The organism is Streptomyces sp. NPDC048002, assembly GCF_040653275.1.
In the GTDB taxonomy this organism is placed as follows: Bacteria; Actinomycetota; Actinomycetes; order Streptomycetales; family Streptomycetaceae; genus Streptomyces.
Genome location: NZ_JBEZNL010000001.1, coordinates 520,206 through 545,288 on the forward strand (window position 1 = coordinate 520,206; position 25,083 = coordinate 545,288).

General features: G+C 71.0%; 23 protein-coding genes. 10 read left to right on the plus strand and 13 right to left on the minus strand.

From position 1 onward, the window contains the following. Window positions 1-17 precede the first annotated feature (17 nt). Window positions 18-671, minus strand: a complete 654-nt coding sequence (locus tag AB0E07_RS02340) for a DUF4360 domain-containing protein (RefSeq protein WP_362245476.1) — start codon at window positions 669-671, stop codon at window positions 18-20. A gap of 248 nt (window positions 672-919) precedes the next feature. Next, entirely contained in the window at window positions 920-1,483 is a 564-nt protein-coding gene (locus AB0E07_RS02345; RefSeq protein ID WP_362245478.1) for a Uma2 family endonuclease, read from the minus strand. Window positions 1,484-1,806: 323 nt separating this feature from the next. Between AB0E07_RS02345 and AB0E07_RS02350 the strand changes: the two genes are divergently transcribed. Beyond that, on the plus strand, window positions 1,807-2,568 hold the full coding sequence (locus AB0E07_RS02350) for an intradiol ring-cleavage dioxygenase (protein WP_362245480.1): 762 nt from the start codon (window positions 1,807-1,809) through the stop codon (window positions 2,566-2,568). Window positions 2,569-2,615: 47 nt separating this feature from the next. Here the strand turns inward: AB0E07_RS02350 and AB0E07_RS02355 are convergent, their stop codons facing one another. The 8 genes from AB0E07_RS02355 to AB0E07_RS02390 form a co-directional block, all read right to left on the minus strand. Further along, window positions 2,616-3,830: a sialidase family protein gene (locus AB0E07_RS02355; RefSeq protein ID WP_362245759.1), complete on the minus strand. Its 1,215-nt coding sequence runs from the start codon at window positions 3,828-3,830 to the stop codon at window positions 2,616-2,618. A gap of 133 nt (window positions 3,831-3,963) precedes the next feature. Beyond that, complete coding sequence (locus tag AB0E07_RS02360; protein ID WP_362245482.1) at window positions 3,964-4,896, minus strand: sulfite exporter TauE/SafE family protein; 933 nt, start codon at window positions 4,894-4,896, stop codon at window positions 3,964-3,966. A gap of 91 nt (window positions 4,897-4,987) precedes the next feature. Further along, window positions 4,988-5,446 carry an Rrf2 family transcriptional regulator gene (locus AB0E07_RS02365; protein WP_362245484.1) on the minus strand — a complete coding sequence of 153 codons (459 nt, stop codon included), beginning with the start codon at window positions 5,444-5,446 and terminating at the stop codon, window positions 4,988-4,990. A 62-nt stretch (window positions 5,447-5,508) separates the two neighbouring features. Beyond that, window positions 5,509-7,023 (minus strand): alpha-N-arabinofuranosidase, encoded by a 1,515-nt coding sequence (locus AB0E07_RS02370; protein WP_362245486.1) that lies wholly within the window; start codon window positions 7,021-7,023, stop codon window positions 5,509-5,511. 120 nt (window positions 7,024-7,143) lie between these two features. Further along, a complete protein-coding gene (locus AB0E07_RS02375) occupies window positions 7,144-8,070 on the minus strand; it encodes an arabinan endo-1,5-alpha-L-arabinosidase (protein WP_362245761.1) in 927 nt (308 codons plus the stop codon). Between the two features lie 41 nt (window positions 8,071-8,111). After that, on the minus strand, window positions 8,112-9,005 hold the full coding sequence (locus tag AB0E07_RS02380) for a carbohydrate ABC transporter permease (RefSeq protein ID WP_362245763.1): 894 nt from the start codon (window positions 9,003-9,005) through the stop codon (window positions 8,112-8,114). A gap of 35 nt (window positions 9,006-9,040) precedes the next feature. After that, a complete protein-coding gene (locus tag AB0E07_RS02385; protein ID WP_362245488.1) occupies window positions 9,041-9,979 on the minus strand; it encodes a sugar ABC transporter permease in 939 nt (312 codons plus the stop codon). Then, window positions 9,976-11,325 (minus strand): extracellular solute-binding protein, encoded by a 1,350-nt coding sequence (locus tag AB0E07_RS02390; protein ID WP_362245490.1) that lies wholly within the window; start codon window positions 11,323-11,325, stop codon window positions 9,976-9,978. The genes AB0E07_RS02385 and AB0E07_RS02390 overlap by 4 nt, the downstream gene beginning before the upstream one ends. 296 nt (window positions 11,326-11,621) lie before the next feature. Between AB0E07_RS02390 and AB0E07_RS02395 the strand changes: the two genes are divergently transcribed. The 3 genes from AB0E07_RS02395 (at window position 11,622) to AB0E07_RS02405 (ending at window position 15,014) form a co-directional block, all read left to right on the plus strand. Beyond that, window positions 11,622-12,233, plus strand: coding sequence for a toxin-antitoxin system, toxin component family protein (locus AB0E07_RS02395; RefSeq protein ID WP_362245492.1), 612 nt, complete (start codon window positions 11,622-11,624; stop codon window positions 12,231-12,233). Beyond that, complete coding sequence (locus AB0E07_RS02400; RefSeq protein WP_362245494.1) at window positions 12,230-13,450, plus strand: MAB_1171c family putative transporter; 1,221 nt, start codon at window positions 12,230-12,232, stop codon at window positions 13,448-13,450. The genes AB0E07_RS02395 and AB0E07_RS02400 overlap by 4 nt, the downstream gene beginning before the upstream one ends. Before the next feature lie 169 nt (window positions 13,451-13,619). Then, on the plus strand, window positions 13,620-15,014 hold the full coding sequence (locus AB0E07_RS02405) for an FAD-dependent oxidoreductase (protein ID WP_362245496.1): 1,395 nt from the start codon (window positions 13,620-13,622) through the stop codon (window positions 15,012-15,014). A 12-nt stretch (window positions 15,015-15,026) separates the two neighbouring features. Here the strand turns inward: AB0E07_RS02405 and AB0E07_RS02410 are convergent, their stop codons facing one another. The 3 genes from AB0E07_RS02410 to AB0E07_RS02420 all read right to left on the minus strand — a co-directional run bounded on the left by AB0E07_RS02410 (window position 15,027) and on the right by AB0E07_RS02420 (window position 17,465). Further along, window positions 15,027-15,920 carry an SMP-30/gluconolactonase/LRE family protein gene (locus AB0E07_RS02410; RefSeq protein WP_362245498.1) on the minus strand — a complete coding sequence of 298 codons (894 nt, stop codon included), beginning with the start codon at window positions 15,918-15,920 and terminating at the stop codon, window positions 15,027-15,029. Window positions 15,921-15,931: 11 nt separating this feature from the next. Continuing rightward, a complete protein-coding gene (locus tag AB0E07_RS02415) occupies window positions 15,932-16,705 on the minus strand; it encodes an IclR family transcriptional regulator (RefSeq protein ID WP_362245500.1) in 774 nt (257 codons plus the stop codon). Window positions 16,706-16,844: 139 nt separating this feature from the next. Next, the gene (locus AB0E07_RS02420; RefSeq protein WP_362245502.1) at window positions 16,845-17,465 is read right to left on the minus strand and encodes a helix-turn-helix domain-containing protein; all 621 of its coding nucleotides are present in this window, start codon (window positions 17,463-17,465) and stop codon (window positions 16,845-16,847) included. Window positions 17,466-17,539: 74 nt separating this feature from the next. Here AB0E07_RS02420 and AB0E07_RS02425 point away from each other — a divergent pair, with 74 nt between their 5' ends. The 6 genes from AB0E07_RS02425 to cysD all read left to right on the plus strand — a co-directional run bounded on the left by AB0E07_RS02425 (window position 17,540) and on the right by cysD (window position 24,994). Further along, a complete protein-coding gene (locus tag AB0E07_RS02425; protein WP_362245504.1) occupies window positions 17,540-18,271 on the plus strand; it encodes a DUF2993 domain-containing protein in 732 nt (243 codons plus the stop codon). A gap of 123 nt (window positions 18,272-18,394) precedes the next feature. Beyond that, complete coding sequence (locus tag AB0E07_RS02430; protein ID WP_362245506.1) at window positions 18,395-20,833, plus strand: MMPL family transporter; 2,439 nt, start codon at window positions 18,395-18,397, stop codon at window positions 20,831-20,833. Between the two features lie 428 nt (window positions 20,834-21,261). Then, entirely contained in the window at window positions 21,262-22,308 is a 1,047-nt protein-coding gene (locus AB0E07_RS02435; RefSeq protein ID WP_362245508.1) for a 3-oxoacyl-[acyl-carrier-protein] synthase III C-terminal domain-containing protein, read from the plus strand. A gap of 102 nt (window positions 22,309-22,410) precedes the next feature. Beyond that, entirely contained in the window at window positions 22,411-23,544 is a 1,134-nt protein-coding gene (locus AB0E07_RS02440; RefSeq protein WP_362245511.1) for a sulfotransferase, read from the plus strand. Then, complete coding sequence (cysC, locus tag AB0E07_RS02445) at window positions 23,541-24,089, plus strand: adenylyl-sulfate kinase (protein ID WP_362245513.1); 549 nt, start codon at window positions 23,541-23,543, stop codon at window positions 24,087-24,089. Before AB0E07_RS02440 ends, cysC begins: the two co-directional genes overlap by 4 nt. Continuing rightward, window positions 24,086-24,994: a sulfate adenylyltransferase subunit CysD gene (gene cysD / locus AB0E07_RS02450; RefSeq protein ID WP_362245515.1), complete on the plus strand. Its 909-nt coding sequence runs from the start codon at window positions 24,086-24,088 to the stop codon at window positions 24,992-24,994. The genes cysC and cysD overlap by 4 nt, the downstream gene beginning before the upstream one ends. Window positions 24,995-25,083: the final 89 nt, after the last annotated feature.

A 25,083-nucleotide genomic window follows, 5' to 3' on the forward strand; every position in this document is an offset into this window, starting at 1 on the left:
CCGGCGCTCATGGCTCGCTAGGACTTCGCCGGGCACTCCTTCCAGGCCAGGTGGTACACCGTGCTGATGTCACCGTCGGTGGAGTCCATGGTCATGAAGCTGACCTTGTCCGCCGGGGAGGAACCGGCGTTGACCCGCAGCTCGGTGTTGATGTTGAAGTTGCGCTGGACCCCGCAGGGCGCCCAGACGAGCTGCGCCCACTCCGTACTGTCGGTGGCCTGCCAGTTGTCGTTGAGCGGGCCGCTGTAGGGGTGGCTGCGGTACGCCGTCTGCGGGGAGCCCTGGAAGTAGTACGAGGCCCGCTGGACCGCGCTCGCGCCGGACTGGAGCGAGGCGAAACCCCGGTAGTCGGCGCTGGCGACGGCGTAGGTGAAGCCCTGCGGGACGTGGACGACGAGGTTGAGCTGACAGTTCTTGCGGAACGCGGTGGGTTCGGAGTTGCCGCCGACCTGGGCGAGGTACTCGCTGTAGGTCACGGTGAAGGCGGTGTTGTCCTCGGAGACGGCGACGGCGGTGGTGCCCTGGGGGCAGCCGGAGCCGTTCACCGTGGCGACCTTGATGATGATCTTGTCCGGGGGCGGGTTGTCGAACGGGTCCGCCGCGTTGGCGGGCAGTGCGGTGGAGACGAGAGCGGCGAGTGCGGCGCCGCTCAGCAGCAGGCCACGCTTCATGGCTTCTCCTCGGGTTGGGGGGTGGCTGCGCCTCCGCATTTGGTTTCGCTTTGAAGAAACAGTGAGGTTCCTGTGAAGACGGAGGCGTACGCATCGTAGGTAGCCCGTGTTGGCATGGACAGGGCAACCTCCGGCCATTCGCGCGACCACCTCAACCGGCCAGCCGGAACGGCACAAAATGCACGATTTCGGCGCACGCCATCCCCCGCACAAGCGGCAGGCCCGCCTCTCCCTCGCAGATAGAGGCGTTACTGGCGAACGAGTTCGGCCGGATCGATCGCCACAGGGACGGGGGCGTCCAGGTGAGTGGTCGTGCCCGCGAGCGCGGTCACCCGCTCCTCATACCGGCCGCCGGCCAGCTCGTAGGCGACGAGCATGGGCGCGGGATCGAATTCGAGTCGCCAGAAGTACGGAACGGCGGCCTCCGCATAGAGCATCGGCTTGAACTTTCGATCCACCATGCGGTTACCGGGCGAGACGAGCTCGATCACGAGCTGGACACCGTCGGCGTCCACGCTGACGGCATCCTCCGCTGTCGCGCCGGCGTCGGTCACCACGATGTCCGGGACGACAAGACCGGAGGGCAGGATGACGTTGATGGCCTCCAGCACCTCGACCGGCGCTTTGGAAGCGGCGGCCGCCCTGTGGAGGATCATGGCCAGCCGAAGCGAGGCCCGCTGGTGGCGGATGCCGGGGGCGGGGGACATCACCAGGGATTCCCCCAGCAGCTCGTAGCGGGTGGTGCGGTCCTCCGGCAGGGCCAGGACATCGGCGACGGTCCAGGGCCCGGTGTGGTCGACGGCAACGCTCATTCCCTCGCCTCCTCGTCCGACCGGCGGTCTCGATGCGACCCAGACGGGCGTTACCCGGTCAGCATACGGGCGCCCGGACCCGTCGACACCACGTCACGCCACGGGCGCGAACGCGCACAGGAGAGGCCACAGCCCCAGAGGGAGCGTTCCGGGCAGGCGCCACCCGTGGCCCGAACCGCGCCCAGTACGCGCGCGACGCGATCCGGCCACCCGAGGCCGGTTCCCTCTTCCACTCACCCCTTGACCGACGCACGGCTTGACGAAGTGTCATTTTGCACAACTGACAGCCCACGGACAGCCACCCTCCTTACGGTGCCGTGTTCATGACAGACACCGCAGGAACCCCCGTCGGACGGCGTACCGTCCTCATCGCCACGGGCGCCACCGCCGCCACGCTCGCCGTGACCACGGCCGCCCCGGAGTCGCCGTCCCCCTCCCCCGCACGCGCCGAGCCCGTCGCCGCCGCGGCCGTGTGCACCCTCACGAAGGAGATGACCGAAGGCCCCTACTACCTGGACGGACAGCTCGTCCGGTCCAACATCGCCGAGGACAAGACCGGCATTCCGCTGAAGCTCGCCCTCACCGTCGTCGACGACGACACCTGCGCGCCCCTGAGCAACGCGCTGGTGGAGATCTGGCACGCCGACGTGCTCGGCGAGTACTCCGGCTTCGTCGGCAACAACGGCCACAACGAGCCCGACAACGGAACCTTCCTGCGCGGCGGAGTCCTCACGGGCGCGAACGGCGTCGCGAACATCACCACGGTCTACCCGGGCTGGTACCGGGGCCGCTGCATCCACATCCACATCAAGGTGCACACGAACGTCACCCTGACCTCGGACGGCTCGTTCACGGGCGGCCAGGAACTCCACACCGGCCAGCTCTTCTTCAGCGAGACGATCAGCACCCGGGTCGCCGCGATCTCGCCGTACACGGGCAACACGGTCACCCGCACCACTCTCGCCGAGGACTCCATCTACGACGAGGGAGGCGCCGCGTCCGGCCTGCTGACCCTCACCGCCCTCGGCAGCACCACCTCGGCCGGATACACGGGCACCCTGACCCTGGGCATCGAACAGAGCTGACCCCCACCGCCCCGCCCGCCCGCAGACGGCGGGCGGGATCCGGCCGCCTACCGCCGGCCCACGCTCTCCGAAGCGACCCGCCGGAACTCGATCCGCTCGTACGCCGTCCGGGTGCCCGTCTCGTACAGGACGCCGACGTGGCCGGCGTCGGCCTGTACGAGGTCCGAATAGCCGGCCTTCAGGTCGGACAGGGTCAGTGCCTTGGTGAAGGAACGGCCGTCGTCCGCGCTGCTCCACACCGCCATCGCCGCACGGTCGGTCGGTACGGAGGGGCCCGAGAACAGCAGGCGGCCGTCGAGTCGCAGCACGCTGCCCTCCACCAACGGCACGTCGTTCAGCGAAGGTTGCTCCGCGTAGGGCCGGTCGAGCGTGGAGCCTCCGTCACTGGAGTGGGCGTCCAGGCGGTTGCCCTCGCTCGTGCCCTTCTGGTTGCGGGCGTTGAAGTACAGGCGTCCGTCCTGGAGTTGGGTGGCCGTCGACTCGTTGGCGTTGTGCACGCCGTCGTAGGAGTCGTCGACGAAGCCGAGGTGCCAGGACTCGCCCCCGTCGTCGCTGTAGATCGCGTGTGCCCCGTAGTACCTGGGCTCCTGGCCGGTGTCCGGGGAGCCGGGCGGAGGCGCGGCGGAGTGGTTCGCGGGGACGACCAGGCGGCCCGCGTGCTCGCCCCGGGTGAGTGCGACGGCGTGCCCGGGGCCGGTCGCGTACCAGCGCCAGTCAGGCTTCTTCACCTGCGGCGTGATCTCCCTCGGCGCCGAGAACGAGCCGCCGTCGTCCTCGCTGATCTGCACGAAGACCCGCCGTCCGGCCCCATGCGGGGCCTCACCGCGGAGGATCTGCTCCTCGGTGATGTCACCGCTGTGGTGCGAGGTGACGAGCACGACGTTCCCCGTCCGGGGGTCGACGACCGGTGCCGGGTTGCCGCGGGTGTCTCCGGCGCCGTCCGCGACGACGTGCAGCGGTCCCCATGTGCATCCGCCGTCCAGGGACCTCCTGAGCACGACGTCGATGTCCCCGTGGTCCGCCTTTCCGCCGACCCGGCCCTCGGCGAAGGCGAGCAGGCTGCCGGCCCCGGTCCGGACGACCGCGGGGATCCGGTAGCTCGCGTACCCGCCCTCGCCCGCGATGTACGGGACCGAGGAGTCGCAGCCCCGTCCGGGCTCGGCATCCGCGCTGTCGGCCCGGCCCTCCGCCCAGGGCGGGACGGTCACCGCCGCCACGGCGAGACCGATCAGGACGGCACCGAACACGGACACGGGCCGGATCGGTAACGGACGGCGCATGGTTCTCCGGGGTCGACGGGACGGTCGCACCGAACCTAGGACCGCTTCCGTGGCATACCAACGCCCTTGAGGTGAAGGGGATATGAACAGCCCGGAGGGTGCGCCGGAGGCCGCTTCAGCCGTTCGCGGGGACGTACTCCGCGTTGTCGGCGGTCTCGGGGGTCTCGGGGGTGGACTCCGCCGCCTTCTCCGCCCGGTACGCGCGGATCGACCAGGCCAGGGCCGCCGCCCAGGTCGCGTACAGGAGGACGTAGACCGCCGTGGACACCGTCGCCGGCGCCGTGATCCAGTCGCTGTGGAGCAGGGTGCGGACGTTCGTCACGATGATGACGCCGCCGACCGCCGAGCCGAGGATGCGCGGCGGGAGCAGGCGGACCAGCCAGGCGGCGATCGGGGCGGCGACGAGCCCGCCGAGCAGGAAGGCGAGGACCCAGACGAAGTCGATGCCCTGGGAGCCGAGGGAGACGAGGAAGCCGAGGCTGGCGGCGACCGCCACCAGGAACTCGCTGGTGTCGATCGAACCGATCACCTTCCGCGGCTCCATCCGGCCGCTGGCCAGCAGCGCGGGCGTGCCGACGGGGCCCCAGCCGCCTCCGCCGGTCGCGTCCAGGAACCCAGCGACCAGGCCCAGCGGCGACAGGAACCGCTTGCGCAGCGGCTTGCCGAGCTGCCCCTTGGGCAGGCCGCGGAAGGTGAACCGGGACATGACGTACAGGCCGAGGCCGAGCAGGATCAGTGACATGACCGGCTCGGCCAGCTCGGTGGAGAGGTTCGACAGGACCGTCGCGCCGAGGAAGGAGCCGACCGCGCCCGGGACGCCGATCTTCGCCACGACCTTCCAGTCCACGTTGCCGAAGCGCCAGTGCGAGGCGCCCGACATCAGGGTGGTGCCGATCTCGGCGAGGTGGACGGTGGCCGAGGCGGCCGCCGGATTGGTGCCCAGGGCGAGCAGCAGCGTGGTGGAGGTGACTCCGTAGGCCATGCCGAGGCTGCCGTCCACGAGCTGGGCGCCCAGGCCCGCGAGGGCGAGCAGTATCAGCGTGCGCATGCGGTTCCCATCCCTTGGTTTTCCTACCGGCTGAGTAGGAATGACGGGACGGGACGCTAGGCGATCAAACTGAGCGCGAGCTGAGAACGGGTTAAGGGTTTTCCCAGGCGGCCGGTTCCGCGGCCAGCGAGACCACGGACTCGGGCAGCGCGTCGGCGGCGACGTCCGCGATGGTGACGCCCTCCAGGATCCGGCGGACATTGGCGCGCAGCGCGATCCACAGCGGCAGCAGCGGCTCGGCGGACCCGGCGTAGGACAGGCCGGTGGGCCGGACCCCGCGCACGGAGACGATGGGGCCGTCGACGGCCCGGATCACATCCGCGACCGTGATGTCGGAGGCTTCCCGGGCCAGCCGGTAGCCGCCGTTGCCGCCGCGCCGGCTGTCGACCAGACCGGCGCGGCGGAGGTCGCCGAGGATGCCCTCCAGGAACTTGTGCGGGATGTCCTGCACGGTGGCGATGGCCTCCGCCTTCACCGGGCCGTCGTCGCGCCGTACGGCGAGTTCCAGTACCGCTCGTACCGCGTAGTCCGCCCGTGCCGAGATCCTCATACGACCATTGTGGCCGGTGTGCGCCGCGCGTGTGTCAGCGGAGGCGGATCAACGGGGACGGATCAGCGGAGGCGGATCACGTTCCAGGACAGCGGCTCCAGTACGGCGGTGAGCCGGCCGTCCGTGACCGCGGTGCCCTCCACCGGGTGCGGGACGACCCGCTCGGGCGCGTCGAGGGTGTTGCGGGCGTCCGGGTCGGCGTCGGCGAGCGCGCTGTGCTCGACGACCTCGGTCAGGTCCAGCCCGTTCAGGGCGACGTCGAGGGGCAGCGCCTCGGTACGGCCGCGGTTCACCGCGAACACCGTGACAGTGCCGTCCTCGCCGCGTACGGCGGTGGCGTGCAGCAGATCGGCCTCGCCGTACTTCCTGGTCTCGTACGTCGGGGAGTCCACCCGTACGTCGAGGACCTCGCCGCGGCCGTGGCGGGCGGCCTGGGCGAAGGGGAAGAACGTCGTCTGCCGCCAGGCCGGGCCGCCGGGCTCGGTCATGATCGGCGCGATGACGTTGACGAGCTGGGCGAGGCAGGCGACGGTGACGCGGTCCGCGTGGCGCAGCAGCGCGATCAGCAGCGAGCCGAAGACGACGGCGTCGGTGACGGAGTAGTTGTCCTCCAGCAGCCGGGGCGCCTCGGGCCAGTCGTCCTGCTCGAAGGTCTGCGCCTGCTCCTGCCAGCGGCTCAGGTACCAGACGTTCCACTCGTCGAAGGACAGGTTGATCTTCTTCTTGGACTTCAGCCGCGCGCCGACGTGGTCGCAGGTGGCGACCACGTTCTCGATGAAGGACTCCATGTCGACGGCGGAGGCGAGGAAGGAGTCCACGTCGCCGTCGAGGGGCTCGTAGTAGGCGTGCAGGGAGATGTGGTCGACGAGGTCGTACGTCTCCTTCAGGACCGCCGCCTCCCACTCGGCGAAGGTCTCCATGGACTGGCCGGAGCTGCCGCAGGCGACGAGTTCGACGGTGGGGTCGAGCTGGCGCATCGCGCGGGCCGTCTCGGCGGCGATCCTGCCGTACTCCTCCGCCGTCTTGTGGCCGGTCTGCCAGGGTCCGTCCATCTCGTTGCCCAGGCACCACAGGCGGATGCCGAAGGGGTCCTTGTCGCCGTGGGCGCGGCGGCGCTCGGAGAGTTCCGTGCCGGCGGGGTGGTTGGCGTATTCCTGGAGTTCCAGGGCCTCGGCGACACCGCGGGTGCCGAGGTTCACGGCCATCATGGGCTCGGCCTGGGGGCCTACCTTCCTCAGGAAGGCGATGTACTCGGAGAGGCCGAAGCGGTTGGTCTCCGTGGAGTGCCAGGCGAGGTCGAGGCGGCGGGGGCGGTCCTCGGCGGGGCCTACGGAGTCCTCCCACTTGTAGCCGGAGACGAAGTTGCCTCCGGGGTAGCGGATTGCCGTTACGCCGAGTTCCCTGACGAGGTCGAGGACGTCCTGGCGGAGGCCGGCGTCGTCTGCGGTGGGGTGGTCCGGTTCGAAGATGCCGGTGTAGACGCAGCGGCCGAGGTGTTCCACGAAGCTGCCGAAGAGGCGGGGGTTGACCTTGCCGACGGTGAAGGCGGGGTCGAGGGTGAAGCGGGCGGTGTGCATGGTCGCCTTTCGCAGGGGGTGGTTCCGGGATCGGTGGCGGGTGCGGGCTCGTTGTGGCTTGTCGCGCCTGCGCGGCGGAGCCGCAGATCAACACAGCCCCGCGCCCCTAAAAGGGCGTCCTTAGCGGACGGTCGGCCAGCCGTTGGGTTTCCAGGTCAGTCTGTTCAGGCCCAGTTTCGGGGTGCCGTTGTCCTCGGCGTCGTAGTAGTGGTACGCCAGCCAGTCCTTGCCCTTGTCCTGGAAGACGGACTGGCCGCCCGTGCCGATGTAGCGGCCGTGGCCTTCGAGGAGCAGGTCGCCGCCGCCCTCCAGGAGGGGTTTGCCGGTGCTGTCGACGTACGGGCCCCTGATGTCCGTCGAGCGGCCCACCTTGATCCTGTAGGTGGAGTTCACTCCGGCGCAGCAGGCGTCGTAGGAGGCGAACAGGTAGTAGTGGCGGCCGTGTCGGACGATGTACGGGCCCTCGACGGCGTACGGGAGGTCGGGGCGGGTGGCGAGGTGGTGGACCGTGGTCCCGGGGACGGCCTTGCCCGTGCCGGGGTCGAGTTCGACCATGCGGATGCCGGTCCAGTAGGAGCCGAAGGACATCCACAGCTTGCCGTCCGCCTTGATCAGGGCGGGGTCGATGGCGTTCCAGTGGTCGGTGGTCTCGGAGGCGAAGACCTTGCCGTGGTCGGTCCAGGTGCCGGGCAGGCCGGTGCGGGAGGTGGCGACGCCGATCGCGGAGTGGTTGGTGCCCCAGGAGGAGACGGCGTAGTAGAGCCAGTACCGGCCCGCGCGGTAGGAGATGTCCGGGGCCCAGGGGTCGCCGGTGTCGTTGTACTCGTACCACCAGCTCGGCGGCTCGGCGAAGGCGTTGCCGGCGTCGTCCCACTGCTTGCCGTCGCGGGAGAGGCGGGCGCCGATGACGCCGCCGGTCGAGTAGGCCACGTACCGGCCGGACTTGAGGCGGATGACGGTCGGGTCGTGGATGATCTGCTGGCCGGTGAGGGGGCGGGGGTCGGGGTAAGTCCCCGCGGCCTGGGCCGTGTTCGGCAGGAGGGCCATGACGGCCGCCGTCGCCACCGCCGTGAGGGCTCTGCGCAGGGTCACTGTCCCGCCAATCCCGTGTGGGCGACGCCCGCCACGATCTGCCGCTGGAAGAAGACGAAGACCACGATCAGGGGGAGGCCCGCCATCAGGCCGCCGGCCATCAGCTGGGCCCACTGGATGCCGTAGGAGTTCATGACGGTGGCGATGCCGTTCGGCATGGTCATCAGGTCGGGGTTGTTGGTCACCATGTACGGCCACAGGAAGTTGTTCCAGGAGGCGATGAAGGTGAAGATGCCGACCGCGGCGAGGGAGGGCCGGGCGAGCGGGACGACGATGGTGAAGAAGACCCGCCAGCGTCCGGCGCCGTCGATGAACGCGGCCTCCTCCAGCTCGCGCGGGACGCCCTGGAAGAACTTGTAGAGGATGTAGACCATCGCGGCGGGCGCGCACTGCGGCAGGATCATGCCCCAGTAGGTGTCGACCATCCCCATCTGCTGGACCGTGGTGAACAGGGGGACGCCGAGGACCGCCGGGGAGATCATGAGGCCCGCCATGACGACGCCGAGCAGGACGTTCTTGCCGCGGAACTCGGTGCGGGCGAAGCCGTATCCGGCGAGGGCGCTGACGACGAGCACGACGGTGGTGACGCAGACCGACACCACCAGGGAGTTCACGAACCAGTTGGTGATGTTGCCGGTCTCGAAGAGGGCCTGCCACGCCTGGCCGGTCCATGCCTCGGGCAGCCAGTGCGGCGGGATCTCGGCCGCCTCCGCCTCGGACTTGAAGGAGGTGAGGAGGGCCGCGGCGATCGGCGCCATGAAGACGACGGAGACGGCGGCGCCGATCAGGGTGAGGACGATCTGGCCGGGGGTCCAGGGCCGGCGCGGCTTGAGCCGGATCTCGGTGCCGCGCGTCGTCTCGGTGCCGCGCGTCGTCTCGGTGCCGCGCATCGTCTCGGTGCCGCGCGTCATCTCGGTACTGCTGCTCATCGGGTGGCCTCCGCACGGTTGCGCAGCAGCCACATCCGCCCCAGCGCGACGACTGCGATGATCACGAAGAAGATGACGGACATCGCGGAGGCGTAGCCCACGCGGTAGCTGGTGAAGCCCTGTTCGAGGGTGTACTGGACGAACGAGCGGGTGCTGAGTTCGGGCCCGGGGCCGAAGTCCATCATCACCACGGCCTGGTCGAAGAGTTGGAGCGAGGCGAGGATCTGGAGCGCGATCACCAGTCCGGTGATGTGGCGCAGCATCGGCAGGGTGATGTGGACCACGCGGTGCCAGGCGTTCGCGCCGTCGAGCTTGGCGGCCTCGTACAGATGGCCCGGGATGCCCTGGAGGGCGGCGAGGTAGAGCAGGAAGCTGAAGCCGACCGTCCACCACAGGGTGGTGATGACGATGGCGAGCATCGCGTACGACTTGTCGGTGAGCCAGGGTGTGTCGAGCCCGAAGGTCTCGTTGAACAGGCCGATGCCCTGGGTGAACAGCCACTGCCACATGTTGGCGGCGACGGTGGAGGGCAGCAGGAAGGGCGCGAAGAAGCACAGCCGCCACAGCCACTTCCCGCGCTCGATGTGGTGGGCGAGCATCGCGAGGAGGAAGGCGAGGACGGTGATGCAGGGCACGACCAGCAGCGTGAAGTAGGCGCTGTGTCCGAGGGCGTCCCACATCGCCGCGTCGTCCAGCGCCTCGCGGTAGTTGTCGAGGCCGACGAAGCCGGCGCCGTCACCGGAGATGTTGGCGTCGGTGAAGCTGAGGTAGACGCCGCGCAGCAGCGGCCAGATCACGAAGAGCGCGAAGAGCAGCAGGAACGGGGCGACGAACCAGCCCCCGTGCTGGAACCCCTGGTCGCGGCGGACGCTCCCGGTGGCGGTGGCGGTCCCGGTGCGGGCCGGTACGGCGACGGTCTCTGCGGTGGTGGTCATGCGACGGCACCTCCCTCGGCGGCGGTCCTGCCGTCCATGGGGTTGCGGGAGGCGAGGAGCGCGGTGAGCCGGGACTTCATCCGCCGGGCGACGGCGGCGGGCTCGGCGGAGCCCATGGTCGAGGAGACGACGACCGGGCCGAGGTCCTGGGCGAGGACGCCGGTGGAGCCGGCGAACCACACCTTCGGCTCGGTGGCCTGGTGGTCCATGGCGCTCACGTACTCGTTCTGCGGTACGAGCGCCTGGTACTCGGGGGTGGACAGGGTCGGTGTGTAGGCGGGGATGTGGCCGCCGCCGGCCCATGCCTGGGCGTTGCGCACGATGTAGGCGGCGAGCCGGTGGGCGCCGTCGTTGGCGGCGCCGCCCCGGCCGGACTGGTGGGGCAGGACGAAGGCGTGCGACTCGGCGTGCGTGGCCTGCCTGCCGAAGACGGGCGGCAGCGGGGTGGCGCCGTAGTCGAGTTCCGCACCGGAGAAGACCGGCACCGACCAGTTGCCCTCCCAGGTGAAGGGGGCGCCGTTGATGAACTGTTCGCCGGTGGGGGCGCCGGGGATGGTGTGGCCGTCGGTGACGTGCTGCCGCAGGAACTCCAGGACCTGGGTGGCCTTGTCGGCGTCGAAGGTGACCTCGGTGTGGGAGTCGTCGAACCAGGTGCCGCCGAGCTGGGTGTAGAAGGCGACGAAGAACCACCACTGGAAGTTCTGGTCGTTGGTCCACAGGCCGATGGTCTGGAGGCCGTCCTTGGTGACCTTCTTGGCCTCCTTCAGCACCTCGAACCACTCGGTGGTGGAGGTGACCGGGACGAGCTTGCCGTCGTCCGCGATCAGGCCCGCCGGCTTCAGGATGTCCCTGCGGTAGAAGCAGAGTTGGACGTGGATGTCGAGGGGCAGAGCGTACAGCTCGCCGTCGATGACGCCGCGCTTCCACAGCGCGGGGTTGAAGTCGGCCTCCCTGACACCGAATTCGGCGAGCCGGTCGACGTCCCAGGGGTCCAGGAGGCGGCCGGGTGAGAAGCCGGTGACCCGGCCCATGTGCATCACGCCGAGGTCGGGCGCGCGGTTTCCGGCGGCCGCCATGGCGAGCTTGGTGTAGAAGGGGTTGCCCCACTGGAGGGTGGAGTCCTTCACGTCGATGGCCGGGTTCGCCTCGCGGAAGGCGTCCAGCATCGCGATCATGTTGTAGCCGTCGCCGCCACTGAAGAGGTTCCAGTAGCGCACCCGGGTGTCGGCGCCGGAGGCGAGCGCGTCGGCCCCGGTCCCGAGCGCCGCGAAGCCGAAGCTTCCGGCGACGGTCAACCCGCCTATTCCGGCGAGGAGTTGCCTGCGACTCAGGCCAGGTCGTCCCATGCCCTGCCCTAACTGTTCGTGTGTGGGTGTGCGGGTGTGCGCGTGCTCTTGATACCCATCGTGTTCGAGATTCCGAATGACGCCCGTAACTTCGAACGGGACCGTAAAGTTGAAGCGCTTGCGCGTCAATGGGTTGCGCAGGATTTTCAAGGCACCCTCAGGCCGCGGACGTCCACGAACGGTCGTTCCCGCTTGAACTACGGTCCCCTGGACGCATGACGCGGACACATCCCTCCGCGTACTCTCGAACGGCCCGCCGTACGGCACCGGGACGGCGGCGAGACGAAGGGGGACGGATGGATGTCGCGGGCGCTCGCAGGAGGGCGGCCCGGATCGCCGCGGCGCTGCGGCGACGCCCGCGCGGCGGCTCCGCGATGCGCGGACTGGCGGCCGAACTCGCCACCGCCCTGCGCGCCGGCGGCCACCGCCCGGCCGATGTGCGCGAACTCTGCGCGGCCCTGTGCGCCGAGATGAGCGTCCGCCGCGGCGGACGGCCCGTCGAGCTGCGCTTCGAGCGGTTCCCCGACGAGATCGAAGTCACCGGTCTCTGGGTCGAGTTCCAGGACTTCGACCTCGTCATCGTCGAGGAGCGAGCCGAGTCCATGCAGCAACTCGTCATCCTCGGCCATGAGTTGTGGCATCTGCACGCCGGGCACCGGCACTCCCACCTCGCCGGCTCCGTAGCCGTCGACGCCCTGGCCGAACGGCCCGAGTGGCAGGACATCGCCCTCGGCGCAGCCGCCCGCAACGGCTCCCGGGAACGCGACGAGGCCGACGCGGACGACTTCGGCCACCGGCTGGCGGCCACCTTCCGCTCGTACCTCACCGCCCCAGCCGCGCCCGCGACGCCCCTCGACCCGCTCCAGCGCTCCCTGGGCTACCGCGGACGTGGAGGACAGGAACGATGACGTACGCCCTGGACCCCTCCGCCCTGCTCAGCGACCTCTACATCTCCTTCTGGATCCCGACGGCGGTGCTCGCCGCCGCCCTGGCGATCAAACTCCCCACCATCATCCGGCTCTGGCGGGACCCCTTACTGCGCGCGGTCGGCGGACTGCTGCTGCTCGCCTGCGGAGTGTTCGTCTTCTGCTCGCCCTCGACGATCGCCCGGGTCAACAGGTTCGTCGGCGTGCCCAATATCTCCGCGCCCTGGTGCTACTCGCTGCTCACCGCGTTCTGCGGCTCCTGCCTGCTGCTGATCATCGCCTGGCGCAACGGCCTGTCCGACCGCAACGCCGGTACCCGTCGCGCGATGCGCTGGCTCGTCTCGGTCTACTCCGGCGTGATCGTCGCCCTGTGGGTGCTGTTCGCCCTCGCCGACGCGCCGGTGGAACGCCTCAAGGACCTGGACACCTACTACGCAAACACGCCTTTCATGCGTGAGGAGATCGTCCTCTACCTCCTCGCCCACACCGTGGCCGTCCTCATCACCTCGCGGCTGATCTGGAACTGGGTCCGCACCGACGGACTCGACGCCTGGCTGCGCTGGGGGCTGAAGCTGCTGGGCGCCGGCTACGTGGTGAACCTGATCTTCGACGGCGCCAAACTCACCGCCGTGGTGGCCCGTTGGACCGGCCATGACCTGGACTGGCTCAGCACCGACCTGGCCCCGCCGGTCGCCGCCTTCTCCGCCATCCTCATCGCGGTCGGATTCATCCTGCCGCACGCCGGCCAGTACCTGCACGACCGCTGGCGGGTCCGGCTCGCCCACCGCGAACTGCGCCCGCTCTACCTGCTGATGCGCACGGTCAGCGGAAACCGGCTCCCCTTCATGCTGCGCACAACCCCCGAACTGCGCCTGATCCGACGGGAGACCTTCATCCGCGACATCCTGCTGCCCCTCGCCCGCCACCTCGACGAGGACACCCGGCAGCGCGCCTACGACCGCGCGTGCGAACTCGGCTTCAACGCCGCCCGCGCCCGCGCGCTCGCCGCCGCCGTCGCCATCCAGGACGCCGTCGAGGTCAAGCGGCGGTCCCCGGAGAGCGAGGGAACGGGCGATCCGGACACCACCGAACTGCTCCGGGAGATCGGCGCGGTGTCCCGGGCCCTGCGCCGGCCCGAACTCCTGGAGGCGGTCCGGGGCGGCCCGACCGAGGCTCCGTCCATGGCATCGGCGTCCTGAGAGCCGGCACCACCCGTCCACCCGCGTCCTCAGCGTCGAGGGCTACCCCATGCCGAGTTCACGTGTTGTAGTTCGTTCAGTAGTTCGTACCGCATTCGAGCCATTTCGGCGAAGAACAAGTCGTCGATGAGTGACATCCAGACGAGAGACGTTCAGGAGCAAGCCGTCCATGAGTGATCGCAGTGCCACCGCCGTAGTGCTCGGCGGCTCCGTCGCCGGGATGCTCGCCGCCCGCGCGCTCTCGTCCGTCGGCGTCCGCGTCACGCTCGTCGAACGCGACGCCCTTCCCGCCGGCCCCGAGCCCCGCAAGGGCCTCCCCCAGGCCCGCCACGTCCACCAGTTGTGGTCCGGCGGCGCGCAGGCCATGGAGGAGCTGCTGCCCGGTGTCACCGCGCGGCTGCGGGAGGCGGGTGCCCATCGCCTGCCCATCACCACCGACATGGTCGGCCTCTCCCCCCGCGGCTGGTACCGGCGCTGGGCCGAGTCCCACTTCATGCTGCTGTGCAGCCGGGACCTGCTGGACGCGACCGTACGGGACCTGCTGCTCGCCGACGAGCGCATCGAACTGCTGGAGCGGACCGAGGTGTCGGGCCTCGACGGTACCGGCGCGGCGGTGAGCGGGGTGCGGCTGCGCTCGTCCGACGGCGGGGAGCGCGTCCTCGCCGCCGACCTCGTCGTCGACGCCACCGGGCGCGGCTCCCGGACCCCGAAGTGGCTGACCGGACTCGGCCTGCCGCAGGCGGAGGTACGGAAGGTGGACTCCGGGGTGGCCTACGCGAGCCGCGTCTACCTCGCCCCCGAAGCGGCCAGGGACGGCTTCCCCGTCGTCAACGTCCAGCCCGCGCCGCGCAGCGGCGGCCCCGGCAAGGGCGGAGTGCTGCTACCGATCGAGAACGGCCGCTGGCTGGTCACCCTGTTCGGCACCCGGGGCGGCGAACCGAGCCCCGACACCGCCGACTTCGACACCTACGCCCGCGAGGAGCTCCGCCACCCGATCCTGGCGGACCTGATGGCGCGGGCCGAGCCGCAGACCGAGGTGGCCTTCACGCGCACGACGGCGAACCGGCGGCACCTGTACGAACGGATGCCCGCCTGGCCGGAGAACTTCGTGGTCGTCGGCGATGCCCTGGCCGCGTTCAACCCGATCTACGGGCACGGCATGTCGGCCGCCGCCCAGGCCGCCCTCGCCCTGCGCGACACCGTGGAAGCGTTCGGCTGGGCCACCCCCGGTCTGTCCCGGCGCCTGCAGAAGGCGGTGGCCCGGCCGGCCGGTGCCGCGTGGGACCTTGCCATCGGGATGGACGTGTTCTACCCCGGGGCGACCGAGAACGGGCCCACGTGGGCGGAACGGCTGGTGGCCGCGTACGTAGACCGCCTCACCTACACGGCGACGGGGAACGGCCGTGTCGCGCGGGCCGTGACGGACGTGATGTCGCTGGAGAAGGGGGCGGGGGCGTTGCTCACGCCGAGTGTGCTGGTGGCGGCGGTACGCGGTCCGCTCAAGCCTCCGTTGAGCGGACCTCCCCTGACGGGGGACGAGTTGAAGCGGGCGGGGTTGCAGTAAAGGGAAACCCACTCACCCGGCGAAAGGCCGCTGGGGCATTCCCTGTCCCGCCCTCGGCACCACCAGCAGTGAACCCGCCAACGGGTGCGGGGTGTTCAGGCCCACTCGGGCCGTCGTCACGTACAGGTCGGTGAGGTCGGGGCCGCCGAAGGCGCAGGCGGTGACGCGGGGGGTGGGGAGGGGGATCTCCCGGTCCAGCCGGCCGTCCGGCGTGTAGCGGCGTACCGCCGCGCCGTCCCACAGGGCCACCCACACACAGCCGTCGGCGTCGACGGTGAGGCCGTCGGGGAACCCGGCGCCGTCCTCGATCCCGACGAACGGGCGGCGGCCGGTAGCGCGGCCGTCGGCGAAGTCGAGGACGTCGACGCGGCGGGTGGGCGAGTCGATGTAGTACATGAGCCGCCCGTCGGGGCTCCACCCGGTGCCGTTGCTGACGGCGACGTCGTCGAGGACGACCTCGACGGAACCGTCGCCGGTGATCCGTGAGAGCGTGCCGCCGCCGGGGGCCTCGTCGTAGCGCATGGTGCCCGCCCAGAGGGACCCGTCGGGCGCGACGGCGGCGTCGTTCGCACGGCGCCCGGGAACGGGCTCGCGGTGCAGCCAGGAGAAGGTGTCGTCGGGGTCGAGGAGCGCGACGCCGTCGCGGAGGTTAAGGACCAGACCGCCGCCCGCCCGGGGCTTCACCGCGCCGATGTGCTGCTCGGTCGTACGGACCGTCCTGCGCCCCGAGGCCGGATCGTAGGAGTGGATCCGGGCGCCGAGGATGTCGATCCAGAGCAGTCGCCCGGTGGCCGCGTCCCAGGTGGGGCCCTCACCAAGGGTCGCCTCGGCCCGTACCGCGACCTCGTACGCCGTCGCCGATCCGCGCGTCGCCGTACCGCGCGTCGCCGTACCGCGCGTCGTCATGCCGCGCGTCCTCATGCCGCGCTCCGGTGGCCGAGGCGCTCGGACAGCTCGGCGGCGCCCTTCGCGGCGAGCTGCTCCAGTTCCGTCTGGCGCTCCTCGCTCCAGCGGATCATCGGCACGGAGATGGAGAGCGCGGCGACGACCCGCCCGGCCCGGTCCCGCACCGGCGCGGCCACGCAGGAGACGTCCGGGTTGGACTCGCGGCTCTCCACCGCGATCTGGCGGTGCCGGATCTCGGCGAGGGCCTCCCGCAGGACCGCGGGGTCGGTGATGCTGTTCGGCGTCATCGCGACCAGCTCGGCGCCGTCGGGGATGCGCGAGGCCAGCTCCGGCTCGGGCAGGGACGCCAGCAGCATCTTGCCGACGGAGGTGCAGTGGGCGGGCAGCCGGCGGCCGGCCGCCGACACCATGCGCACGGCGTGGGTGGAGTCGACCTTGGCAATGTAGATGACGTCGGTGCCTTCGAGGATCGCGACGTGTACGGTCTCGTCACAGGTCTCGGCGACCGAGCGGGCCACCTGCTGGCCCTCGGCGGCGAGGTCGAGCTGCTCGGCGTACCGGCTGCCGAGCTGGTAGGGCCGCACACCGAGCCGGTAGCGGCCCGGCTGTCCCGGCACCGGGACGATGTAGGACCGGGCGGCGAGCGTGGTGACCAGTTCGTGCACGGTGGTGCGCGGGAGCTGGAGCTTGCGCACGATGTCGGGGGCGGAGAGCGTGCCGTCCCCGTCGAGGAAGAGCTCAAGAATGTCGAGAGCCCGGGTCACGGCAGGTACGAGGCGTCCCACTTCCGGCCCCCTCCCTTGGGTATCTGTAAGGCTGTGTTCGAAATTTCAACAGCCGATCGGAATGACGAACACAGGCTACTGAAGGTGAGTTCGACCGGGCAATGGCCCTGCCGCAACCCTGCGTTCACGCGGCGCGCGATCAGCGCTCCGGGAGGTAGCCGAACGCGGTGGCCAGCAGTTCCCGCGCCACGGCGGGCGTCCGCTCCCCCTCCGGCAGGCCCGCGTACGCGAACAGCGCCGAGCGCATCGCCCCTACGGAGGCACGGGCGAGCACGGCCGCGCGCAGCGGCGAGGCGGCGTCGGGGTCGTGTTCCGCGAGCCGTTTGGCCAGGGCGTCGGCGAGCCCGTCCTCGAACTGGGTCAGCACCGGCAGGAACTGCCGCACGGGCCGTCCGGGGAAGCGCTGCGGCGGCCCGCTGAACATCAGGGCCGGAGCGCCGGCGGCGATCAGTTCCAGGCAGGCGCCCAGGACGGCGGCGTAGGGGTCCTCGTCGGCGGGCCGGGAGAGCACGCCGGCGCCCATGACCGGGACGAGGTCCAGGACCTCGTCGAGGACCAGGTCCTCCTTGGAGGGGAAGTAGCGGAAGAAGGTCCGCTCCGTGACCCCGGCGGCCGCGGCGATGTCCCGCACGGTCGTCCGCTCGTAGCCACGCTCCTCGAACATGCGGTGCGCGGCCCCCTGGAGGGCCTTCCGGGTCGCGGCCTTGTGCGCCTCACGACGTCCGTGCGGCCCTGCGGCGGAAGCGTCAGTGGATGCCATGAACGGAGTATCGCAGGCGCAAAACCGACGGTGTGGAATCTGTCAGCCATGACAGATTGGGTATGGTGTCAGTCATGACACATTTACGGAGGGGGCGTGCGCCGCGCGGGCGGAACCCCCGCAGGACCCGCCTGGTCACCCTCGGCGTGGTCGGCGCGGTGCTGGTCACCGGGATCGGCGTCGAGGCCGTGGCGCGGCACCGGGCCGCCGACCGGTTCGCGGACCGGATGGAGGAACGCCTGCACACGGCCCTTGACGTGGACTTCGGACCGACACCGGTGGTGCTGCAACTGGCCCGCGGGTCCTTCCCGCAGGTGGAGGTCTCCGGCGAGGACGCCAGCTTCCGCCGGTTCTCCGGCCTCGACCTGCACGCCGAGCTGGCCGACGTGGTCCGCACCGACGACGGACTGTCGGTCGCGGACACGCACGTCAGCGCCGAACTGGCGGAGGCCGCCCTGGCAGACGCCGTCACCACGGTGACCGGGGGCGGGGTGAACATCGCGGGCGTCTCCACCGATCAGGAAACGGGCGAACTGGTGGTGCACGCCGGTCCCGCGGGCCGGATCTCCATCGGTTTCCGGCCTGTGCTCGACCCCGAGGGGCAGGGCGTCCGGTTCGAGCGCACCGGGGTGCGCCTGGGCGAGCGCGCCGTCCCGGACGTCCTGGCCGACCAGTTCCTCGGCGACACCCCCCAGGAGGTGGACCTCTCCGGGCTCCCCCTCGACCTGGAACCGGAAGCGGTCGCCGTCACCGCCGAGGGACTGCGCCTGGAGCTGGCCGGAGGCAGCACGACCGTGGAGACCTGAGCCCTACGCCCCCTCACCCATCCCGTCACTCGCCCCCTCACCCTTCCCGTCACTCGCCCCCTCACCCACCCGTCACCCGCCCCGTCCCCTCGCACCTGCCACTACCGCACGAGGAGCATCACCGTGGCGACTTGGCTCTACCGGCTCGGTATCGGCGCCTACCGCCGCCGCCGGCTCGTCCTGGCGGCCTGGTCCGCCGTGCTGACCGCCGCCGTATCGGCGCTGCTCGTCGTGGGCGGGTCGCTCGACAACGAGTTCACCATTCCCGGCTCGGAGTCCCAGCAGGCCCTGGACACGATGGCCGAGGACTTCCCCGCCGCCGCGGGCACCAGCGCCCAGATCGTGTTCACCGCGCCCGAGGGCACACGGATCACCGATCCGTCGGCCGAGCGGGGCATCCAGCAGACCCTGGCCGCCGCCCAGGACGCCCCGCAGGTCACTGTGGTGATCCCGCCCGACCTGGCCGGCACCGTGACCCCCGACGGACGGACCGCGCTCGCCCAGGTCGGCTACGACGTCAGCCGCTCCGACCTCGACGACGGCACGCTCGACGCGCTGGAGGAGACCACCCGGGCCGCCGAGGAGGCGGGACTGGAGGTCTCCGTGGGCGGTCAGGCGTACGGGAACGGGGTGCTCACCCCCACCGTCCTCGAACTGCTCGGTGTCGTGGTCGCGCTGGCGGTGCTCGCCGTCACCTTCGGCTCGCTGCTCGCCGCCGGGATGCCGCTGCTGACCGCCTTCGTCGGGATCGGCACGGGCCTCGCCGGGCTGCTGGCGCTGTCCTCGGGGGTTACGGTGTCGTCGACCGCGCTGAGCCTCGCGCTGATGCTCGGGCTCGCCGTCGGCATCGACTACGCGCTGTTCGTGCTCTCCCGGCACCGGACGCAGCTCGCACAGGGGATGGAGCCCCGCGAGTCGGCGGGACGGGCGGTCGGCACGGCGGGCAGCGCGGTGGTCTTCGCCGGTACGACGGTGGTCATCGCGCTGGTGGGCCTGGTCGTGGTGCGGATCCCGTTCCTGACGGTCATGGGCCTGAGCGCGGCGGCGACCGTGCTGATCTCCGTCCTGGTGGCGGTGACGCTGCTGCCCGCGCTGTTCGGCCTCGCCGGCGCCCGCCTCACGCCACGCCCGGGGTCACGCGCCGCGCGGCGGGCGGCGGCCGACGGGGAGGCCGCAGCGACGGACACCGAGGCCGCGGACACCGACGCGGCGGACACCGGCGCGGCGGACACCGGCGCGACGGAGGACGTCCAGGCGGCGAAGGAAGGCGTCCCGGAGCGGGGCGCGGACGCGAAGGAAGACGTCCCGGCGCATGGCGCCGACGGTGATGCCGGTGATGCCGGTGATGCCGGTGATGCCGGTGGTGCCGGGAGCGCCCCCGCTCAGCCGTCCGCGCTCGGCCGGCGCTGGGCCCTGCTCGTCACCCGGCGTCCGCTGCTCGTCGTCGTCGGCGCCGTCGCCGCCCTCGTCACCCTCGCCCTGCCCGCCGCCGACCTGCGGCTCGCGCTGCCCGACAACGGGACGGCGGCGCACGGCACTTCGCAGCGGGAGACCTACGACACCGTCGAGCAGGCCTTCGGGCCCGGCTTCAACGGGCCGCTGCTGGTGCTCGCCGAGGCGGACGCCCCCGGGGAGGCCGGACAGCGGCAGGCCGCGGCGGTCACGGAGTGGCTGGCGGGGCTGGAGGGGGTGGCGAAAACCGGGCAACCGCAGTACGCGCCGGAGTCCGGGCGGGCCGTGATCCAGGTCGTGCCGGAGGGCGGACCGCAGGACGAGCCCACGCAGGACCTCGTGGACGCCATCCGCGACGACGCGACCGCGGTCGAGCGGGAGACCGGCGCCGCGGTGTCGGTCACCGGGACCACGGCGATCGGGATCGACGTGTCCGACCGGCTGAGCGCGTCGCTCCTGCCGTTCGCCGCCGTGGTCGTCGGGCTCTGCCTGATCCTGCTGCTGGTGGTGTTCCGGTCCCTGGTCGTGCCGGTCAAGGCGACCATCGGCTTCCTGCTCTCGGTCGGGGCGTCCTTCGGCGCGGTCGTGGCCGTGTTCCAGTGGGGCTGGCTCGCCGAGGCACTGGACGTGGCCAGGACCGGCCCCGTGGTCAGCTTCCTGCCGATCGTGCTGATGGCGGTGCTCTTCGGTCTCGCCATGGACTACGAGGTCTTCCTGGTGTCCGGCATGCGGGAGGAGTGGGTGCGCACCGGCCGGGCCGGGCCGGCCGTCGTCGACGGGGCCGGACATGCCTCGCGGGTGGTGACGGCGGCCGCGCTCATCATGTTCTTCGTCTTCGCCAGCTTCGTGACGACCGAGGACGCCATCGTCAAACCCATCGCGTTCTCCCTGGCGTTCGGAGTACTCGTGGACGCCTTCGTCGTCCGGATGACGCTGGTACCGGCGGTCCTGGCGCTGGTGGGGCGGCACGCCTGGTGGCTGCCACGCGGCCTGGACCGGATGCTGCCCGACCTGGACATCGAGGGCTCACGGCTGGGCGAGCCCAGCCGTGAGCCGGCCCCGGACGAACCCGAGCGACCGCTGACCGAAGTCAATTCGCACTCCGGCTGATTTACTCCGGACTTTCAACAGAATCTCGGTCCGGCCGACAGAACCGGACCCGATCACGCAGATTCGGCCCGCCCCCGACGGTTCACCCGGGGGCGGGCCAAAGTTTTTCGCATCGTCAGGCATTACCGCCGAGTAAATTCACCTTGGAACATTTGATTCCGCCAGAACTTCCGTGTTTGACTGGCAGCGCCGGAAAGACATCCGGATCACTTCGGTGAGAGCCATCAGGCTCCACCCATCTTCATGCGCCCATCCCGGGCGCATCTTCATCGTGGCGCTCTGACCTGTGCAAAGATGCCAGAGCCGGACGCCATTGGCGCGCACGATTCCCATTCTCGCCGTAGGCCAACGCGGCTGATTTCCGCCGCCCAAAAGCCAAGGGAACACGCATGCACCTCGAAGCGAAAATCGCTCCTGCGCCTCACGGGATGCGCGCTGCCGCGCGCCCGGTAATCACCGGAGCAGCACACTTCTTTCCGGACACAAAAACCAGCCAGGGCGATCTGTGGCAGGAATTCTTCCTGGAGCACTACAACGGTTTGCCGCTGGCTCGCCGGATATTCGAGAATTCCGGAATCAGCTCCCGGTCCACGGCCGTTGACCCGCGCGCCGAGCGAGAGGTGTCCGGCTGGAGCACCGGCCGCCGCATGGAGCGCTACATCGAGGAGGCCGTGCCCCTGGGCCGGCGCACCGTCTCCGCCGCCCTGGAGTCCGCGGGCCTCGCGCCGTCGGACGTGGGCATGCTGGCCGTGGCCTCCTGCACCGGCTACACCACGCCCGGCCTCGACCTGCGCCTCGCGGACGAACTGGGCATGAGCAGCAAGGTCCAGCGGCTCTTCATCGGCCACATGGGCTGCTACGCCGCCGTCCCCTCGCTCGGCGCCGTCGCCGACTTCGTCGCCTCGCGCGGCCGTCCCGCGGTCCTGCTCTGTCTGGAGCTGACCTCGCTGCATGTGCAGCCGCCCACCGAGGACATGGAACAGATCGTGGCCCACGCGCTGTTCGCGGACGCCGCCGCCGCCGTGGTCCTGGAGCCCGACGCCGGCTCCGGCTTCGAGGTCGTCGACGTCGTCGCGGTCACCGACCACAGCACCGCCGACCTCATGAGCTGGCAGATCACCGACCTGGGCTTCAAGATGGGCCTCTCGCCGAAGGTGCCCGACGTGCTCGCGCAGCACGTCGGCGAGGTGGTCCGCGACCAGCTGCTCGCCCCGCACGGGCTCACGCCCGAGGAGGTCACAGGCTGGGCCGTGCACCCCGGCGGCAAGCGCATCCTGGAGGTGGTCGGCGAGCGGCTGGACCTGCCCGCCGAGGCACTCGACGCGTCCTACGGCGTGCTCGACGAGTGCGGCAACTGCTCCTCACCGACCGTCCTGATGGTCCTGGAGCGCCTTCCGCGCACCGACGGCCCGGTGGTCGCCATGGCCTTCGGCCCCGGCCTGACCCTCTACGCGGCCCTGCTGCGCAGGTCCTGACGCCTGCCGGAGTGCCGGCGGACCCCACTCCGCCGGCCCGTCCGGAGCGCCTTCCCGCACGACCAGGACACATCAAGGACGCACGGAAGGAACAGCTGCGCCATGCACCACACCACCTCACCGGGCCAGGTCTTCGTCACCGGCACCGGCCGCTGCGGCTCCACACTGGTCTCCGAGCTGCTGCGCGAGCACCCGAGGGCGCTCAGCCTGTCCGAGCTCTTCAACTACCTCACCGACATGTACCGGACCACCGCCGCGGTCTTCCCCGAGGGCACGCTCTCGGCGGAGGAGTTCTGGCGGATCCTGTCCTCCCGCAACACCGTCAACCGGCTGCTGGGCGCCCACGGGCTCTCCCCCAGCGAGGTCCTCTACCGCCCCTCCGCGACCAGCCGGTTCCAGGCCGACACCGGCATCCCGGCGGTCCTGATGACCACGCTCCCCCATCTCACCGACACCCCGGACGAGTTGTACGACGAACTCCGGGAGGCGGTGGCCGCGTTCCCCGCCGCCCCGGTCGGCGACCACTACCGGCGCATGTTCGCCTGGCTGTGCGCCCGGTTCGGCAGGACGCTGTGGGCCGAGCGCAGCGGCGGTTCACTGATCCTCGCGGGCCGGTTCAGCGAGCACTTCCCCGACGCCCGCTACCTGCACATCGTGCGGGACGGCCGGGACACCGCGCTGTCGATGAGCCGGCACACCGGATTCCGGATGGGCGCGGTGGTGATGGCGCTGAACCTCACCCTCGGCCGCGACCCGTACGCCGAGACCGCGACTCCGGACACCGGGACCGCGACTCCGGACACCGAAGGGGACCTGGGCTTCGTACCGGAGGAGTTACTGCCGTTCCTGCCGGACCGTTTCGACGCGGACGCCGTGCGGGACTACCGGCTCCCGGCCTCGCTGTTCGCCGCGTACTGGTCCGACGAGATGCAGCGCGGCATGGACGCGCTGTCCAGGCTCCCCCAGGAGAACGTGCTGCACCTCTGGTACGAGGACCTGCTCTGCGCGCCCGAGGAGTCCCTGCACCGTGTCGGCGAGTTCCTCGGCGCGGACTTCGTCGACGCGGACTGGGAGCGCCGGTGCGCGGCGATGGTGGGCACCCCCTCCTCCTCCTGGCGGGACCTGCCGGACGCCGAGCGCGAGGAACTGGACCGGGCGTGCTCCGCCGGGTTCGCCGTGCTCGCCGCGCACGGTGTCGTCCCCAGGGCCGGTACGACGGCGGGGAGCATCGCATGAGGACCCCGCCGTCCGTGGGCGCCACGGTGTGGCTGACCGGGCTGCCCAGTTCCGGCAAGACGACGCTGGCCCAGGCACTGGCGAGCCGCCTCACCCGCGAGGGGCAGCGGGTCGAGGTGCTCGACGGCGACGAGATACGCACCTTCCTCAGCGCCGGTCTCGGCTTCACCCGCGAGGACCGGGACACCAACGTGCAGCGCATCGGCCTGGTCGCGGAGGTACTGGCCCGCAACGGCATCCTGGTGCTGGTCCCGGTCATCGCGCCGTACGCCGACAGCCGGGAGGCGGTCCGCAAACGGCACGAGGCGAGCGGCACCCCGTACCTGGAGGTGCATGTCGCGACACCGGTCCAGGTGTGCGCCGTACGCGATGTGAAGGGCCTGTACGCGCAGGCCCGCGCCGGACGGCTGTCCGGGCTCACCGGCGTCGACGACCCCTACGAGCCTCCGAGCCGTCCCGATGTGCGGGTGGAGACCCAGCTCCAGTCCGTGGAGGAGTCGGTGGACGCCGTGCACGAGCTGATGACCCGACGGGGGCTGCTGTGACCACGGCCCCCGCACGGCTCGGGCTCACCGACGTCCTGGAGGCGGAGGCGACCTACATCTTCCGGGAGGTGGCCGGCGAGTTCGAGCGGCCGGTGCTGCTGTACTCCGGCGGCAAGGACTCCGTGGTCATGCTGCACCTGGCGCTCAAGGCGTTCGCGCCCGCGCCGCTGCCGTTCACGTTGCTGCACGTCGACACCGGGCACAACTTCCCGGAGGTGCTCGCCCACCGGGACCGTACGGTGGCCGAGCACGGGCTCACCCTCCATGTGGCCTCGGTGCAGGACTACATCGACCGGGGCGCCCTGCGCGAACGTCCCGACGGCACCCGCAACCCGCTCCAGACGCTCCCGCTGCTGGAGGCGATCCGGCGCGGCCGGTTCGACGCGGTGTTCGGCGGCGGGCGGCGCGACGAGGAGAAGGCGCGGGCCAAGGAGCGGGTCTTCTCCCTGCGGGACGAGTTCGGCACCTGGGACCCGCGCCGTCAGCGGCCCGAGCTGTGGCAGCTCTACAACGGCCGCCATCTGCCCGGTGAGCACGTACGGGTCTTCCCGCTGTCCAACTGGACCGAGCTGGACGTGTGGCAGTACATCGCCCGCGAGGGCATCGAGCTGCCCTCCATCTACTTCGCGCACGAGCGGGAGGTGTTCCTGCGCTCCGGGATGTGGCTGGCGCCGGGCGGCTGGGGCGGCCCGCGGGACGGCGAACCGGTGGAGCGGCGCCGGGTGCGGTACCGGACCGTGGGCGACATGTCCTGCACCGGTGCCGTGCTGTCGGAGGCCTCGGGGGTCGACGAGGTGATCGTCGAGATCACCGCGTCCCGGCTCACCGAGCGCGGCGCCACCCGCGCCGACGACCGGCTGTCGGAGGCCGCGATGGAGGACCGCAAACGCGAGGGGTACTTCTGACGTGACCCCGGACACCGCCTTCCTCGGCCAACCGCCCCACTCCACCGCCGCGTTGATGATGCGCGACATCTTCCAGGAAACCCGGTCCC